The organism is Photorhabdus antumapuensis (assembly GCF_020387775.1).
Taxonomy (GTDB): domain Bacteria; phylum Pseudomonadota; class Gammaproteobacteria; order Enterobacterales; family Enterobacteriaceae; genus Photorhabdus; species Photorhabdus antumapuensis.
In genome coordinates, this window is sequence record NZ_JAHZMK010000024.1 from 212,843 (window position 1) to 228,897 (window position 16,055).

General features: G+C 38.4%; 13 protein-coding genes. 3 read left to right on the top strand and 10 right to left on the bottom strand.

Annotated features, from left to right (window positions below; translation table 11 throughout):
* Nucleotides 1-16: 16 nt before the first annotated feature.
* A complete protein-coding gene (locus KZ793_RS10600) occupies nucleotides 17-931 on the bottom strand; it encodes a LysR family transcriptional regulator (RefSeq protein ID WP_225815305.1) in 915 nt (304 codons plus the stop codon).
* Between the two features lie 174 nt (nucleotides 932-1,105).
* Between KZ793_RS10600 and KZ793_RS10605 the strand changes: the two genes are divergently transcribed.
* Entirely contained in the window at nucleotides 1,106-2,347 is a 1,242-nt protein-coding gene (locus tag KZ793_RS10605) for an MFS transporter (protein ID WP_225815446.1), read from the top strand.
* Between the two features lie 122 nt (nucleotides 2,348-2,469).
* Here the strand turns inward: KZ793_RS10605 and KZ793_RS10610 are convergent, their stop codons facing one another.
* The 7 genes from KZ793_RS10610 to KZ793_RS10640 form a co-directional block, all read right to left on the bottom strand.
* Complete coding sequence (locus KZ793_RS10610; RefSeq protein WP_225815306.1) at nucleotides 2,470-3,006, bottom strand: hypothetical protein; 537 nt, start codon at nucleotides 3,004-3,006, stop codon at nucleotides 2,470-2,472.
* Nucleotides 3,007-3,617: 611 nt separating this feature from the next.
* Nucleotides 3,618-8,480, bottom strand: coding sequence for an RHS repeat-associated core domain-containing protein (locus KZ793_RS10615; protein ID WP_225815307.1), 4,863 nt, complete (start codon nucleotides 8,478-8,480; stop codon nucleotides 3,618-3,620).
* 163 nt (nucleotides 8,481-8,643) lie between these two features.
* Complete coding sequence (locus KZ793_RS10620; protein ID WP_225815308.1) at nucleotides 8,644-9,654, bottom strand: hypothetical protein; 1,011 nt, start codon at nucleotides 9,652-9,654, stop codon at nucleotides 8,644-8,646.
* A gap of 23 nt (nucleotides 9,655-9,677) precedes the next feature.
* Nucleotides 9,678-10,238: a hypothetical protein gene (locus KZ793_RS10625; RefSeq protein ID WP_225815309.1), complete on the bottom strand. Its 561-nt coding sequence runs from the start codon at nucleotides 10,236-10,238 to the stop codon at nucleotides 9,678-9,680.
* Between the two features lie 53 nt (nucleotides 10,239-10,291).
* Nucleotides 10,292-10,537 (bottom strand): acyl carrier protein, encoded by a 246-nt coding sequence (locus KZ793_RS10630; protein WP_225815310.1) that lies wholly within the window; start codon nucleotides 10,535-10,537, stop codon nucleotides 10,292-10,294.
* Between the two features lie 12 nt (nucleotides 10,538-10,549).
* Nucleotides 10,550-11,326: a hypothetical protein gene (locus tag KZ793_RS10635; RefSeq protein WP_225815311.1), complete on the bottom strand. Its 777-nt coding sequence runs from the start codon at nucleotides 11,324-11,326 to the stop codon at nucleotides 10,550-10,552.
* A 5-nt stretch (nucleotides 11,327-11,331) separates the two neighbouring features.
* Nucleotides 11,332-12,585 carry a beta-ketoacyl-[acyl-carrier-protein] synthase family protein gene (locus KZ793_RS10640; protein WP_225815312.1) on the bottom strand — a complete coding sequence of 418 codons (1,254 nt, stop codon included), beginning with the start codon at nucleotides 12,583-12,585 and terminating at the stop codon, nucleotides 11,332-11,334.
* A gap of 700 nt (nucleotides 12,586-13,285) precedes the next feature.
* Here KZ793_RS10640 and KZ793_RS10645 point away from each other — a divergent pair.
* Entirely contained in the window at nucleotides 13,286-13,762 is a 477-nt protein-coding gene (locus tag KZ793_RS10645) for an RES family NAD+ phosphorylase (RefSeq protein WP_225815447.1), read from the top strand.
* A gap of 43 nt (nucleotides 13,763-13,805) precedes the next feature.
* Here KZ793_RS10645 and KZ793_RS10650 read toward each other — a convergent pair whose 3' ends face one another.
* Complete coding sequence (locus tag KZ793_RS10650) at nucleotides 13,806-14,495, bottom strand: hypothetical protein (protein ID WP_225815313.1); 690 nt, start codon at nucleotides 14,493-14,495, stop codon at nucleotides 13,806-13,808.
* A 250-nt stretch (nucleotides 14,496-14,745) separates the two neighbouring features.
* Complete coding sequence (locus KZ793_RS10655) at nucleotides 14,746-15,180, bottom strand: ATP-binding cassette domain-containing protein (RefSeq protein ID WP_225815450.1); 435 nt, start codon at nucleotides 15,178-15,180, stop codon at nucleotides 14,746-14,748.
* Between KZ793_RS10655 and KZ793_RS22870 the strand changes: the two genes are divergently transcribed.
* A complete protein-coding gene (locus KZ793_RS22870) occupies nucleotides 15,137-15,517 on the top strand; it encodes an ABC transporter substrate-binding protein (RefSeq protein WP_397443600.1) in 381 nt (126 codons plus the stop codon). The genes KZ793_RS10655 and KZ793_RS22870 overlap by 44 nt on opposite strands.
* Nucleotides 15,518-16,055: the final 538 nt, after the last annotated feature.

Genomic DNA, 16,055 nt, shown 5'->3' on the forward strand with positions numbered 1-16,055 from the left:
GAAATTTAGCTAATTTCTACTCATTTTTTCCATTCAGAATATTAGATATGAGTAGGTTTATCAGTCTGTCTGCGGCGGCCGATATTGGCCGTTTTTTGTGATTTACCAACCAGACCTCAGAGCAAGAATGGTTATCAGCCAATGGAACATACTGGACACCATCCACTTTCATTCGGGTAAAAGATTCAGTCACAACACTAACGCCTAATCCAGCAGAAACTAGCCCAAGAATGGTCATTGCTTCGCCTGCTTCCTGTGAAATCATCGGTGTCACGCCTGCTTGAGCAAGTAATGCCATGATTTCATCATACAAAGCAGTCCCTACTTCGCGTTCAAAAAACACCATCGGATAGCCCGCCAACATTTCGAGCTTTATTCCCTGTGGGGCATATTCCAACAAAGGATGTCCATCATAAACAGCAAGCATAAAAGGTTCCCGAAATAATAGCCGATACTCAAGGTTATCGGGTAATTGGGTATTACGCATGATGCCAACGTCGATCCGTCCAGTCAGTAATGGCGCAATCTGCTGTTTAGTATTCATCTGATGCATATGAATAGCGACTTCCGGGTAACGTTCCCGAAATTGCCGTAAACTCAGAGTGACCTTATGCATAAAAGGTGTCGTAGAGGTGAAACCGATAGATATTTCGCCTAATTCTCCTTTTTGCATTCTTGCTGCTTTTGTCGCAGCAGCATCAACCTGAGCCAGGATCTGATAAGCTTCTTTCAGAAACATGTTACCTGCCGGCGTCAGGCTCACATTCCGGTTATTACGTTCTAACAACTGGGCATTGATATTATTTTCAAGTGACTGAATTTGTTGACTTAATGGAGGCTGTGAAATATTAAGCCGTTCTGCCGCACGACCAAAATGTAATTCTTCTGCCACTGCAATAAAGTAGCGTAAATGCCGTAACTCGATAGCCATAATCACCTTTGAGATCTAATACATATTATTGTTAATGATTAATATATTAGACAAAATATTTTGCAATTCATATGCTTGATCTTCATCAAAATATAAGCTAGTAAATGAGCTAAGTAAGGAAATTATGTGAGCACTAGCCCTAGTAGTAATAGTAGTTGTAATAGCAGTAGTAGTATCAGTGAAAACCCAACGCCGGATAATCATCTTGTCCAAAATATTCAAAATAAGAAAAATTATATTCAGAAAAATGATCCTCTGTATATTAAAGTGACGATGTCACTCTTTACCGTAGGATTAGCTGCATTTGCCCTACTCTATTTCGTTCAACCGATTCTACCTATGTTGTCGGATGATTTTGGTGTTTCTCCTGCTGCTAGTAGTTTATCTTTATCCCTTTCGACCGGAATGTTGGCATTGGGTCTATTAATCACAGGTCCTCTATCTGATGCTATTGGCCGTAAAAATGTGATGGTAACAGCGCTATTTGCCGCCGCACTTTTCACTTTACTCAGTGCATTTATAACCAGTTGGCATGGAATTTTGGTTGTACGTGCTCTGGTTGGTTTATCTCTCAGTGGCGTAGCCGCCGTTGCAATGACTTATCTTAGTGAGGAAATCCATCCTCACTTTGTTGCTTTATCAATGGGACTTTATGTTAGTGGTAATGCTATTGGTGGCATGAGTGGGAGATTAATATCAGGTGTTATCACTGATTATTTCTCATGGCGGGTTTCTGTCATCGTATTAGGTTTATTGGCATTAATTGCGGCAATGATGTTTTGGCGTATGTTACCTGAATCACGCCATTTTAGGCCAAGTTCTCTCAAACCTAAGTCTTTATTAATCAATCTGAGATTACATTTTCGTGATAAAGGATTGCCATTACTGTTTTCTGAAGCCTTTTTACTCATGGGCGGCTTTGTTACCCTATTTAATTATATAAGTTATCGTTTATTGGATTCGCCCTATCATTTTAATCAGTCAATTGTCGGTATGTTGTCCATTGTCTATCTGGCAGGGACATACGGCGCATCTAAAGTAGGTACATTAACCCATCAATATGGACTCGGAAAAGTGCTGATCGCGACGATAAGTATGATGCTAATCGGTACGCTTATTACCTTATTATCATCTGTGGTGGCAATTATCATTGGGATGATAATCCTCACTTTCGGTTTCTTTGCTGCACATGCTGTTGCCAGCAGTTGGGTTGGACGTCGTGCTCGCCGGGCCAAAGCACAAGCGTCTTCCCTTTATCTGTTTTGTTATTACCTTGGTTCAAGTGTGGCTGGTACTTTTGGCGGTGTATTTTGGCTCCAATTAGGTTGGAATGGTGTTGTTTTATTTATTGCCATTCTTATCTTTTTGGCCCTACTTTTAGGGTTTAAACTCACCAAACTGCCAGAGGCAAGATAATAGAAAGAGAGAATGAGGTACACTCACCCCGGTCACATAGTTATCTATGCTCCCGGGGATTCGCTCCCTTGCCGTCGCGATGCATCTTGAAATCTATTAGGTATAGATAACAAAACCATTCACTAATCAATAATAACTTGAAAATCTGTAGAAATTAAATTCGCTAAAAAATTTGAACTCACTTTATTTTTTACAAAAAAAGATAGATTTGGGAAAACAGAGTCCTTACCACTATAACTCAATTCACCCTCTTTTATAATATAACAACAGGGTTCAATTAAATTTATGCTGTATTCTCCGGCACCTGTATCATCGGAATATATACCAAAATTATCAAAACCGTTCTCAACGTATTCCCCATTATTGAAAAACCAATCGTGAGTTGGCTTCTCCCTAGACATTTCTGCCGTAAAATTTCGTGGAGTGAAAAATTGTGCTTTAAACGTGAATGCAAGATAAAGATTTGAAATATTTGGATAACAAAATAAATTGCGAAACTCTGAAATATTCCGGCCATCCAACCATATAAATCCTGGTGTACAAATGCGAAAATTCAAACTCTCCGCATTCCACTTCTCTATCTTTCTATCGGGTGCCAATGGGAATTTCATCACGATACCATTTGGAGCATATTTGTTTACATAAATATTAGTCATCATTGCGCCTCATCTTTTAATTAATTTACTTGGCTCAATAGCCCCAATCTTGTTTATTATCTCTTTTTTACAGTATAATGCCATAATCGGATTATCGCTAATATTCCACAGTCAAAATTACTTCGTACTCATCACATTGCTAAAAAAACAATAAGAAAACACCGAGATTTATTTAGGACAAGTGCAAAATATTCACCTGACGAAAAAATTATCATCAGCACCGATATCAATATTAAAATAATATACAGCAAGATTATTACCATGTGGAAATAAACAGGAAATCGAGTAACGAGAATACACCGGATTAATATTTTAAAATTTTTTAGGATTTTTGCCTGATATCTCTGGCCGCATTGGAAGAAGATTTACAAAGATTTTTACTAATGTTCTCGATAAACCGTTACAGGTCATGATTGATAAAGCAATGACTCTCCCGAAAGACAAAGCAGGCCCGGTGTTTGGTAAACTGGATTACGCGACAATGCAACAGGTGGATCGCTGTCTGGCCTTTTTTTTAGGCATTGCAAAATAGTTTTAAATCCATTTTCGATTTTTTATAAAAGGCGACATATATGCCGCCTCAGAGTTATTATTTTGTTCAGCTCGCAGAATTTTTATATTGTCAAACGACGTCGCAACACATTACGGGTTTCAATGGACGATTGGCTAAATAGAGTTCCGGTACTATTTCGAAACGTTTGATTAACTTCAACTGCCCGAGGTGGGTTAACATTCACTGCTTCTGGTTCCAGTGGAGCGAAACGAGACAACGTATAAGCTTCACTTCCCTCCGAAGTACCTGCTGATGAACTAAGTTCCCAAGTATGATGATTCACTGCATAAGCTGTACGGGCAAGCTCAATTATCCCCGTAGTCGTCGATACGGCCCTAAAACCTAAAGAAATCCACCCCAAGATATTAGCTGCATTAGCATTACTGTCTGCAACCGCAGCCGCCGCTATCCCCGTAGAGAGCGACACCGCATTTGCGCCCAACGATATCGAAGATAACGCGATATCCCATCGTCTGCTGAAACGGCTGGCAACTTCACCAAATTCAAGAGGCACTGACCCGATAACACCCGCGCTGATTGACTGAGAACCACTCCGTGCCGATTTTACCAGCGAAGAGGCACTGATACCAAAACTCACAACACCTAATACAAGACTAATCCAATTTAATATTCCAGATGTTTTTGGATCTTTTTCCGATAATGCTGCTGAGGCAATTCCTATCGAATCAGCAGCCAATCCAATGACGGTCGCAGTAACTGCAAACGCGCTGGTAGAAGCAATCGCCCCCAAAACGCTCCCCGCAGCAATGAGACCCATACTAATTGCCGCTCCAGCCCCCAGTGACACAATCCCGACAGTGATGCCAATTGCCCCTAGCACAATGCTTAATATCCCGTTAGCACTAAGATGACCGTTCAAATCAATCCGGTTTATGGGATCGCTCTGGCAATAGGTATAAGGGTTAACCCCTCCCCGACCAAAAGGACTCCAACTATCGGGGCAATGAAATCTCATGAGAACCGGATTGAAAACACGATATCCATTACCTAAGAAGTACCAGCCTGTTACCGGATCGACCTGCGCGCCATTCAAACCCGGTAATGAAGAAATTAAACTCCTAACGCCATAAGGTGTATAGGATAAAGCCATCAACTCATTTTCGTTCTGACTGGCGATAACCGTACTGTTATGGTCAATACCATATTGATAGTAGACTGATTGACCATTCTTGGTGCTCTGATGTCCAATTCGTTGTTTATCACTGCTCAACCAAGTAATCGCTTCATCGCCCAATTGAACATTCGTCACTTTACCGGAAGCATAATGCTGTCGATTCACGGTACCATTCGCTAAAAATTGTGCGGTTAATTTGTTCAATGCATCATACTGGTAGTTGCACACCAAATTACCCAGCCGATCTTTGACCTGCACTAGGCGATCATTCTGATCGTAAATGAGCGTTTGCCCTTTTTCGTCACGTGTTAGATTGCCATTAGTATCATAACTTAACTCTATCTGCTGTTTGTCGCTGGTAATACGAATAAGTTGAGTTGGATCGGTTTGACTGAAATGATAATCCACCGTTTCCTTACCATCTCGATATGTATTATCGAGCCGCTTAATATTTCCCCATTGGTCATAATGGTAAATTTGCTGATTTAACACACGGCCAGTATGATCAATCGGAGATTGTTCTCCCTCACATTGGTACTGGCTTAGGCGTTGATTACTATCGTATTGATAACGTTCATTTTTCATAACCACCCCATTGATGGAGGTGATACGTTGACTAATTTGATTATTCTTCGTATAGCTTAAGGTAATTACTTGTATTGAAAAGTCACTAATTAACGAGCGTTTTATTTCTCGATCAAAAGCATCATATTCGATTTTTGTCACTAATTGGGATAATGACGTTGTGTCTTTGGTCGTCGTTGTTATCAATCGCCCAACATTGTCATATTCAAATGTAGCGTATTGTGCATCCTGCTCTGTTTTAACTAATCTTCGCTGGGAATCGTAACTATAAACATGCTTATGACCAAAACTATCTTTATGACGTTGAATCAAACCAGACATCGCATAAAGGTACTCGCCCGATGAAATGGGTTTATTATCCCGTAAAAATGATTCTCGCTGTAATACACCCGATGGAAAATAACTGTAATTACTCTGGGATACGCCTTCTGACGCAGATAATAATGCCCCCGTTTTCGAATGGTAACGAAAGTTTTGTTGGCTTGTCTCTGTGGTAAATTTGGACATCACGCTACCGAAAGAGTAAAGATAATCGATGTTTTGTTTATTATGCGCAGGAGTGACAGATTGAATCGGTTTATCACCTTGAGGTCCATATAAATATTCAGTTTTACGACCACCCACCGTGTCATTTATTACCCGCCCAAGACCATCATAAACTAATGCCCCCAACGGTGTTCCATTCACGTTCAGTGCAGAAATTAATTCTTCATGGCTAAAGCTTGCATAAGCAGATTCTAATATTGTTCTATCTGGCAAAGTTTTTTTCACTATGCGATCAAATACATCGTACTCAATTTGGGTAGCGTAACCCTCTGCATCAGTTTCAGTCACAGTACGACCAAATCCATCATAACGATAGGTACGCGTGCTATATACCATACCATCAGGATGCACAGCTTTGATCAAAGCGGGTTGCTCAAAATTATTTTGCTGAATATTTAACATCCCCAATCCTTTGACCCCTTGAGTCATTGTCCTCGTAATAGGATCATGGATTTCCAGCTCTATCCGACCATCGCTGTATTCAGTGCTGTAACGATTTCCCCAACCATCATATTGATAGGTTTTCGTTGTAACCAAAGGAGTAGTCAGGCGAGTTAAAGGATTAGCAGATAAATCCCATAACCAATCATTTGAAATTTCTTTGATCAATTGCCCCAAAACATCATATTGTCTGGCAAGAACTTTTCGATATGTGCCTTGATAAATCCCCGATGTGCCCCAAGTACCATCATCATCTTGTTCTTCAATCGAACAAATACGTCCCATTCCATCGTAATGAGTTTTACGTCTGATGCCTTGAGAATCAATTTCTATCATCACCGGCCAAAAATCATTTTCGTCACCCCCCGGATATTGATAAACATAACTACGTTTAATTTCTTTCGTCGTGCCGGGGTCAATAATTTGTCCTATAATTCGGCCCGAAAGATCATAAGACTGGTCTGTAATTACGTGGTTTACATCAACTTTACGGAGCTGCCGATGGGTATAAATAGACGTCACATTTTTCGATTCCATATGTGCGCCATCAAAACCGGTCACCGTAGCATTTGTGGTCATCTCACTTTCCGAATATTCATATTTAAATGTGGTGACCGTTTGCTGGTTATTCATCACTGACGTTATTTTCGCTAACGAGCCATGAGATTTACTCGTCGGTGAATTAACATAACTAAAGGTTCTCGCTATTTTACTGTCTATCGTCTCTGAGGCTTTACTGACATACTCCTTAACATAAGCACCAGTAAAAGTAGGCAATTTTTGATATGTATAGTGAGTTACTTTATCTGCGACACTTTGAGCAGCATCAGGTGATCCTTTTTGCGTAACTGATTTTAAAAACCGGGAAAAACCCAAGGGATCAGCAGGACAATTATTACCTTCACCATTCACCGGATAATAAACGTATTCTTTCTGTATCCCACTGGTCTCAGTAATAAGTAGAGTATTTCCCCAATCATCGCTTTTAATATTAACAGTTTCTTCTCGTGAAGTATTTTTCTGTATATCCGTATAACGGGTTAACACCCGAGATGGTTGTTGCAAATTTTCTGGTTGCTCAGAAAAACTTTTTGATAGATCTTCATTGTAAGTAATTTCTGTTGTAATTCTCTTATTATCTTGTGTTTTTGCTTCTTTGGTCATTAAATGGAATTTATCAAACACTCGTTCTGTTACTGCAACAACATTTTGACCCTCTAAAACCCGTTCAACGGATGAATAGGTGTATTTCCCTGTGACCAAATACAAATTATCTTGACTGGAATCAAAGCTTGTCCGGCCAGAAGAATAGCCCAAGAAGTTATGTACTGAACTATATTCATAGGATTTGCTGATGACAGGTTGTCCATTTCCGGGTTGAATAGTGAGTGCAGCAGCATAAGGAATATATTCCGTGTCCGTCACTTTATGCCCATTCTCTTTATAACTCACCAGCTCAACATAACCGGTTGGCGTACGGAAGGTGCTGATAACCGGAAATATCCCTTTTAATGTCTGATAGGTCATCTTAAATCTGGCAGAATCAATGGGACCAGAAGCATCGTAAGGTACAGTCACCGTAATAAGGTAATCGTTACGATAATCGAATGCTATTTTCGCAGAAATATTATTATCATCAGGGTATTCGACTGATGTACAATTATTTCCAGAGTAATTGAGTTTAAGATAAGTTTTACCTGTCACACGGTATTTTATTTCGGACAATACAAATCTTGAATTATAAATAAAATCAAATTCTTCACCATCTGGAAATTCCAGTGCAACCGTTTTTGCAATGTCACTCGATCCAATTCGTTTAAGTGTCTCTATAATGCCATTTTTATTATAAACATAGAAAGTGTTACTATCGAGTTTATATACGCGCAAATCTTTTAGCTTTTTATCTTTAAAGCTAATATAATTATTATTAGGTGGCAATGGCTTACATTTAAATTGCCCCCCATTTGCTCGGCTAAATGTAAGTGTTTTTACATCCAATGTCGTTAATGAAAATCGCCAGCCAATACCAAAGCCATTATTTAACGTTGTTAATGGAGAGAATGATAGGCTCAATGTTTGTTCAGAATTACCAACATTATTAGGTCTTAACGTGATAATATTAATATTTGCACTATATTGACCTGTTCTTGGATCAACACCGGTATTAATATAAGAACCAAAATTAAAAGCATTGGAATATATATCGGTAGCTTTCATTTTAAATTTCCTGTTTGATCAATTAAGATTATATTTGAGTAAAAATTCGTTTATGTACAATAACAGATATCGCTATATCTCTATTTCAATAACGGAATATATTAATTGCTGGTAAACGCACATGCGATTACCAGCATAGACAAAGGTTTTTTACTAAGGAAAATCAACTTATTCTCGCTATGCTTAACGCACGTCCAATATTAACCGAAGATATTCTAAATTTATGCTGACAACCGTAGTTATCAATGATCGTGATATCATGATATCCATCGCGATAACCGGTCGTCCATGAACATCCTGTTACATGGATCACTTCAGCAGCAAGCTGCGTGTCTGGAACAGTGACGATATAAGAATGGCCCATAACACACCCTCCACTCATGTCATCCTTAGCATTTACATCTGAGGGTCCTAGTTTAAATACTCTTGCTCTTGTCAAAAATCTATCATCTTCTGGATTTTTACCAAGGTTATATACATTATTCACTGTGCTGTCATTCCCTTCCAAAATTTTCAAGTGATGCGGTAATGTCCAGGTATAAAGATTAATTGTTTGATGATGAGTATCGGATTTTGTCGGCTCTTCTGTTTCATCAAACAATATATTGACTTTTTCATACAATTTATCTGCATTAATCGCATAAGGAGCAATGGCTTTTAATAAAATCTTACTATCAAAAACTTCATCACCAACCGACATATTCGTTGTTAGTGTACGTTTCCTATCCGTATCTTCGAACGTCATTTTTGCCATTAGGTATTCTGTACTTGTTCTATCACTACTGACATAACGATAAATAATTTCAGGAACACTTTTCACACTTTTCTGATAGTTTTCATTTGTACAGCAATCTCCCGCATGATTTGTTACCGGCTCCTCAATAAAAATATCGGCACTATAAACACCATTTAATAACCCAAGATCATATTTATTTCTCGCATCTGTCGTTGTCCACTTTGAAGGCATTTTTAGTTGTTCATATATGAGGCTATCACTTAATGCCGCCACCTGAATCGATCTTTTTTCAGCATCACTAAGAGCTAATTTTATCCAATCACCATTCCTATATTCTTGTTTAAGTACAGAGATTTTTACCATACATTGATGACGCCCATTAGCATAAAAATTGTCATCAGTTTTCTCAATGGTAAATGTTGTTATTCTCTTTTCCATAACACTCTCCATAATATTGTGAATTAAGCTGTAATAGGAAGAATATCAAGTTCAAAACCATAATATGGCCCTTGCAATTCAGGAATAATTCTAATTCGATAACGTTTTGATAATTCGTCTTCAACTGTCTTCAAGGCATTCATGATAAATTCACTGAACTTTCCTTTTGCAAAGAAGATAAATTGCGTAGTTGAAGGATTAATAGCAACATATTTACCAAGTGCATGGCGCAATGTCTTAATAAATAATGAACCATCTTCATTTAATTCGAACAATTTTCTATCTGTCGTCGTCCTATCCATATAATTACCTACACCTAAAAGATAAATATTTATCTCACGATGATTACGACGTAGTAAAAACTGTTTATTGATATCCAAATCGAATACTCTAGGTTTAACCGTTTTGTCAAGTAAATGATCTGGAATAACAAATTCAATCAAGAAACGACGCCCATTCACGATAATAGGCAAATGTTCTCGATCACTTGAAAAACAGCAAAAATTGCCAACCCACGAAGAACCTTCTGTCTCCGAATAACCTGAATATAAAGCAGCAACTTTACCTTGTTCTATAATATTCATTATAACCTCTTAATATTAATGGTAAAAAAAACAGAATTAAGTAAAAACTCAGCTTATAATTTAGATTTAACATGATGAGTAAGATCATTTAATGTTGAAATTGAATGATTTGAAAAAAGTTCAGCTTTAAGCATAATGCCATACGTTTCCAATACAAACACTTGAATTTCCACATAGTCAAGGCTGTCAAATTTAAGCGATACAAAAGAAGATTCTGGTGTTATTTCCGCATCTTCTATATCCTTCATCATTAATATTCTATTCTTTATTTCAGTGAACATTTCACTTTGTGTTGGCATTTCGCTTTCCTTTTATTTCATCTTAGAAATAATTGAAGTCCTTGATACAAAAATAGGGTTTTTATCATATAAACATCGATAATAAAAAATACGGATATAATCTTTATGACCATTCTTAATCAGTAAAGGAGGATTTAATTCAACACAGATATCCGGTGAAGATAATAATATTGTACTATTAACAACCTCCTTCCTGATTTTAATCGCTTGTCCGGTATGCAAAGTAAAAGATTGATTCAAGTAATCCTGTAATTGGTTAAAATGGTAGTGCTCAAAATTAAGAAATCTTGTCGAATTAATAATAAGATGAAAAGCAAGCGCATCCAAGAACCATCCAATAGAAGTAACACTGGGGAAATAATGTCTAAAGACAGCATACTTTTCACAAACTTCTTCCCCTTTTATCGTTAATTTTTGACAGTTATCCTGAACGATCCAATCTTCAATTGACTCCATTGTATTTTCTACGCTGGTATTGCCGGACAACGTACTTTCTTTGCTAGGATTTTCCAATTTAAACGTTTTGCTTTTAGTATCAATTCTCAATTGATGAGGTAATGCAGTATAAACATATTGGCGGAATAACGTATCAATATTCAGTATTCCAGATGTAAAAGCGGAAGTTAATTGAGAGAACTGTTGCCTGACATAAAGCAGACTCAACATTCCCTGCACTGGATGTTGCTGCATATTGTGTAAAGACTCACTTTTCGCCGAATAATGGATAGGATTAAAATCCCCAGAGAAATTCGACCAATGTTCAATATCTTCTATTTCAAAAATCAACATATCAGTTACCTTACCTTAGAGATAACCAACGCAGCGTTATGTCCCCCAAAACCTGCACTGACATTAAGCACCACTTCTGGTTGAGCAGTGTAGCAATGTTGATTAGGTAAATAATTAAGGTCGCAATCTGGATCAGCTCGATGTAAATTCAATGTTGCTGGTAAGCAATTTTCAGCCAATGCTTTCACACACACAATAGTTTCAAAACTACCGGCGGCAGCAATAAGGTGACCGGTATAAGATTTTGTGCTTGATATAGGTACCTGATAAGCATATTGGCCTAGTGCGGCTTTAATTGCCTGAGTTTCATAAAGATCATTTAACGGTGTAGAGGTACCATGCGCATTAATATAGTCAATATCTTCCGGCGAAATCTGCGCCTGCTCGATGGCTTTGGTTATCGATAATATTTTAGGTTCAATATCTTCTGTCGGCCGGGTTAAATTAGCGGCATCTGAATATTGAGCATAACCTTTAATTTCCGCCAGAATCGTTGCACCACGCGCGACGGCCGAATCATAATCTTCCAGGCAAACCACCGCCGCTCCTTCGGCCAATACAAATCCAGAACGATCAAGACTAAATGGACAACATGCAAGATTTGGGTCCGTTTGTTCTTTCGACAATGCATTCAATACATCAATACTCCAAATATTACATTCTCGAGTAAGTGATTCAGCGGCTCCGGCAATCATACATTTTGCCCGCCCTGAGCGAATAATTTCAAAGGCATCACCTATCGCCATTGTACCCGTTGCGCAAGCAGCCATAATGGTATTCTGATAACCACGTAGTCCATACATAATCGAACACGCCGCCGTCATGGAACTTGGCATGGTGATAAGATTACTCATGGGATGAGCTAATTTAACTTCCTTATACCGGCAGGCATGATCTCCGGCACTATCGACAGCCCCCCAACCACTGCCAAGTATTATCCCACATTCATATTTATCGTAATATTCAACAGGTGATATGTTCACGCCAAATGCTTGGGTAAAAGCTTGATAAGTCGCTTTCAACGCCATTTTTCCGCAGTCAGAAAGCATATGAGTCAACTTTTTTGGTAATAACTGATAGCGTGATGGATTGGGTGCAAGGAAAGAAAAGAAACGTGAATTAATGAACGAGTCAGGAAATTCAATTCTGTGAAATCGATGTTGTTTCTCGATAATACTTTGCCAACATGATTCAACATCTTCACCAATCGGTGTGACCGCTCCCATACCTGTAATAACAACTCTTTGAGTTCTCTGCATATTGATTACCATTTATACATGGATTGATAATGTCAATTTCCCTAGTTATAAAAGTAGGCTAATGAAGATATATCACCATAATCATAAATAAGTATTTTCAATACTCTTAGCTAATAGAATCGTTATTTGTGAATTATGTAATACTAACTGATAGATTATTTCATTATGTAATAAAACCGATGACAAATATACACAAAAAATATATTATTATTTTAATATCATTATCTTACCAGTCAACCTAAAAAATAATTGATTACATCACATTAGACTATAATATCATGGTAAATCCTGATGATTTATTTACCATTAACTCATTATTCTGTTTAATAAAGCATATCATTGCATAAAAACAAAATGCAAATGGTGACTTTAATTATTGCACAATAATTTATTGCATAACATATTAATTCAATGATTATATTAATAATCCAGCAATACGATTAAAGAAAAGAGAAATAATAAATATTTCACATCATTCCCGTGAATGAATACATCAATATTGTCCTGCTGCATATTCTCACGGCTAACTGATAATACGCAGTGAGGTACATTGCCCAACCTTTCTCTGCATCAAAATATATACCCTGCCCCTTGTCTGTAATATACTGCCTATAACTGGATAAATACACAGCGTCGAGTATCTTCACTGACCAGTTAATGTAATAACACCGGAGACAACATATGGCTGAAACAGGCAAGAATACACTTTAACCGCGATGGAGGGCATACCCGGTACGGGCTAACGAACGGCACAGATGGCAATTTATATCTTGCCAGCTCGCCAAGAACATCGATGAAGGAGGTGTTTCAACGTCTGCCAGCCATTACAGACCGGGAACTGGATGGGTACCATATGGCTACATTGGTAACAGAGAAAGATCTACGTATTGTAGACATTACCCGGCTTGCACCAAAAATGCATATCACCGCCCATCAACTAACCGGCACAGACTACAGGATCACACAACAACTCGCGGCGAAGCTATCACTGCACGCGGATGGACTGGCTTACGTGTCTAACGTCACGCTTGAGCCTTGCATCGTGCTTTGGCATGACGATTCTTCTGGTAAAGACGTGATACATACCAAGGAACTCAAAGTGCTCAGGGAATTTGAGCATGAAGGAGAAATTGCCGAAGATATCCTAGTGAACGACCTGGATATTCCCGTAATATGACAAAAAGGGGAGCAGGCATAGTGCCCGTTCCCCTCTATTTTTACTATGCAGCATCTTGAGTACCAAACGACTTAGCTAAACGGATTAGCTGCTGAAGTTCATCATCTGAAACGCCATCTTTCAGCAAACCAATGACAGTGAACTCTTGCCCTTCTGGTAAACGGTGATTCAGTACATTACGTTTTTGCACGAAAAATCCGTACTGCATTACACCGCTGAAATGACCAAGATGAAACAGGATCTCCGCCACTCCCCTGAACACACCTTTTTCGCCTTTGCTTTCATCATCGGTGAACTGAAAAGCGGGATAAATAAACTCGCCATCGTATTCCAAAGCCAGTAATTTGCCTGTGTCCTTTTTCTTTTTAACGGTTACTTTACTGACACCTAGCAAACTCGCTACCTCGGCAGAATTTAACACACCACCGTTTTCACGCACGTTGTCAAAAAAGCGCGCGCGGCTACGCACCCGATTGAGTAACCTCTTCTTTTCCGGCGTCAGTTCAGCAAGCGCCCGTGCCGGTATCGCCAAAAACAACATATTCATCAGAAACTGATTATCCGGCAACGCTAGCTGACGCTTGATGTTAGCCTTACCTTTACTGCGAATACCATCAGCCAGTTCCTTAATGATATTCTCAAGGCGATCAGCCGCTGCATCAGCGTCGTCGTACTCATCATGAGGTGCCGACACGTTATTATTAAGTCTGGTCTTCCTGTATAAAGTTTGCATAATGCACCTCAAGTTAACGATTGATAGCATAAAGAATATAACTACAATCGTTAACCAATGCAAATCTTAATCAGTCTGTACACTAATTTACCGACTCTTTGCTCTCAGATTTCACACCTGTTTTTGTCGCTCCCTAATAGCCTTATTGTCTATAGGTTTGATCCAGTTGATCTTTCTCTAATTAAAGGGTTTGACACTACCATAGGTGGGACCGACCATCTTTACCTTGAAAGGACTCCCAAAGAGTCCCTTACACGTTATGGCGAACCTCCACAATCAGCAGAGACTCACTTAGCTTACCGATAAGCTCACTAAATACCTGACGAGATTGAAGATCTAAATTAGCATCCCACTCATCTAACATCAGGATCTCTATCTTATCCGCTGCCTTAACAGAGATTTCTTTAAGAAATTCCCGCAGTTCCTGCCCAGTCGACAGATTCTTTTCACTAGTTTTTTCAAAAACAAGTTCATGATGTGCCGGAAGGTAATAAGCCGATTCACCCAATTGCTCCTTGAGCCAACAAAGAAAAGTAGACTTACCCGCCCCATTTGGCCCTCTAATTGTGATTCGGCCAGACGACGGAATTGGCTTAATAATAAGCTCTTTTAAACTCGCTGAATGGATCGTCAATGAGAAGGTGATTGGCGTCAGGAATCCACAATATTGGGATAATGAACACACCGTGATTAATAAAGTCACCTATCTAAACGTCACATCAGAAACCGCAGTGGTGAACCGTTATTTAGCAGGAGAAATAGATATCACCAAAATTATCCCATCGGTTTTATTTAATTCTTTAAAAAACAAGTTAGGTAGCCAAGTCCATATTTCCCCTAAATTAGCTGTTTATTATTACGAATTCAACACCCAAAAAGCCCCTTTTAATGATATTAGAGTCAGGCAGGCATTAAATCTGGCTTTAGACAAAGACATCATAACAAATAAAGTCTTGGGGCAAGGCCAAAAACCGGCCTATAATAACACTCCACCAAACACAGGAGGAATGAACTTAAAATAGCCAGATTATGCATCATTTTAGTAAGACACGCATGGATAGCTGATTACGATAATCCTGCTTCGTTTTTAAATAATTTTGTCACCAATAGTTCTAATAATACATCATCATATCATAATGATATTTATGATGATCTGATCAGTAAAGCCAAAGCAACGAACAACATCGAATATTTCCAGCAAGCACAAGATATTCTTACACGAGATGTCCCAGCAATTCCTATTTATTACTATGTTAGCGCCAGATTAATAAAACCTTATATTGGTGGATATTATATTAGCCCACTCGGTCTTATGTCATCGAAAGATCTTTATGTTATTAAACATTAATAAGACATCGTTTTAATATTAAAATAAAGATTACGGTTAAAAGCCGTAATCTTTTTCAGAAACCGTCATATCCTTAAGAGTAAATATAGACAAACCTAACCTACTAATGGATCGCTATTCCAGTTATAGTATGATCCTTAGTAAGTGATATGGTTATTCTTGATCCTAAGAAAAATGCATTAGAAATAATTTTACCTCGTATCTCATTTGTT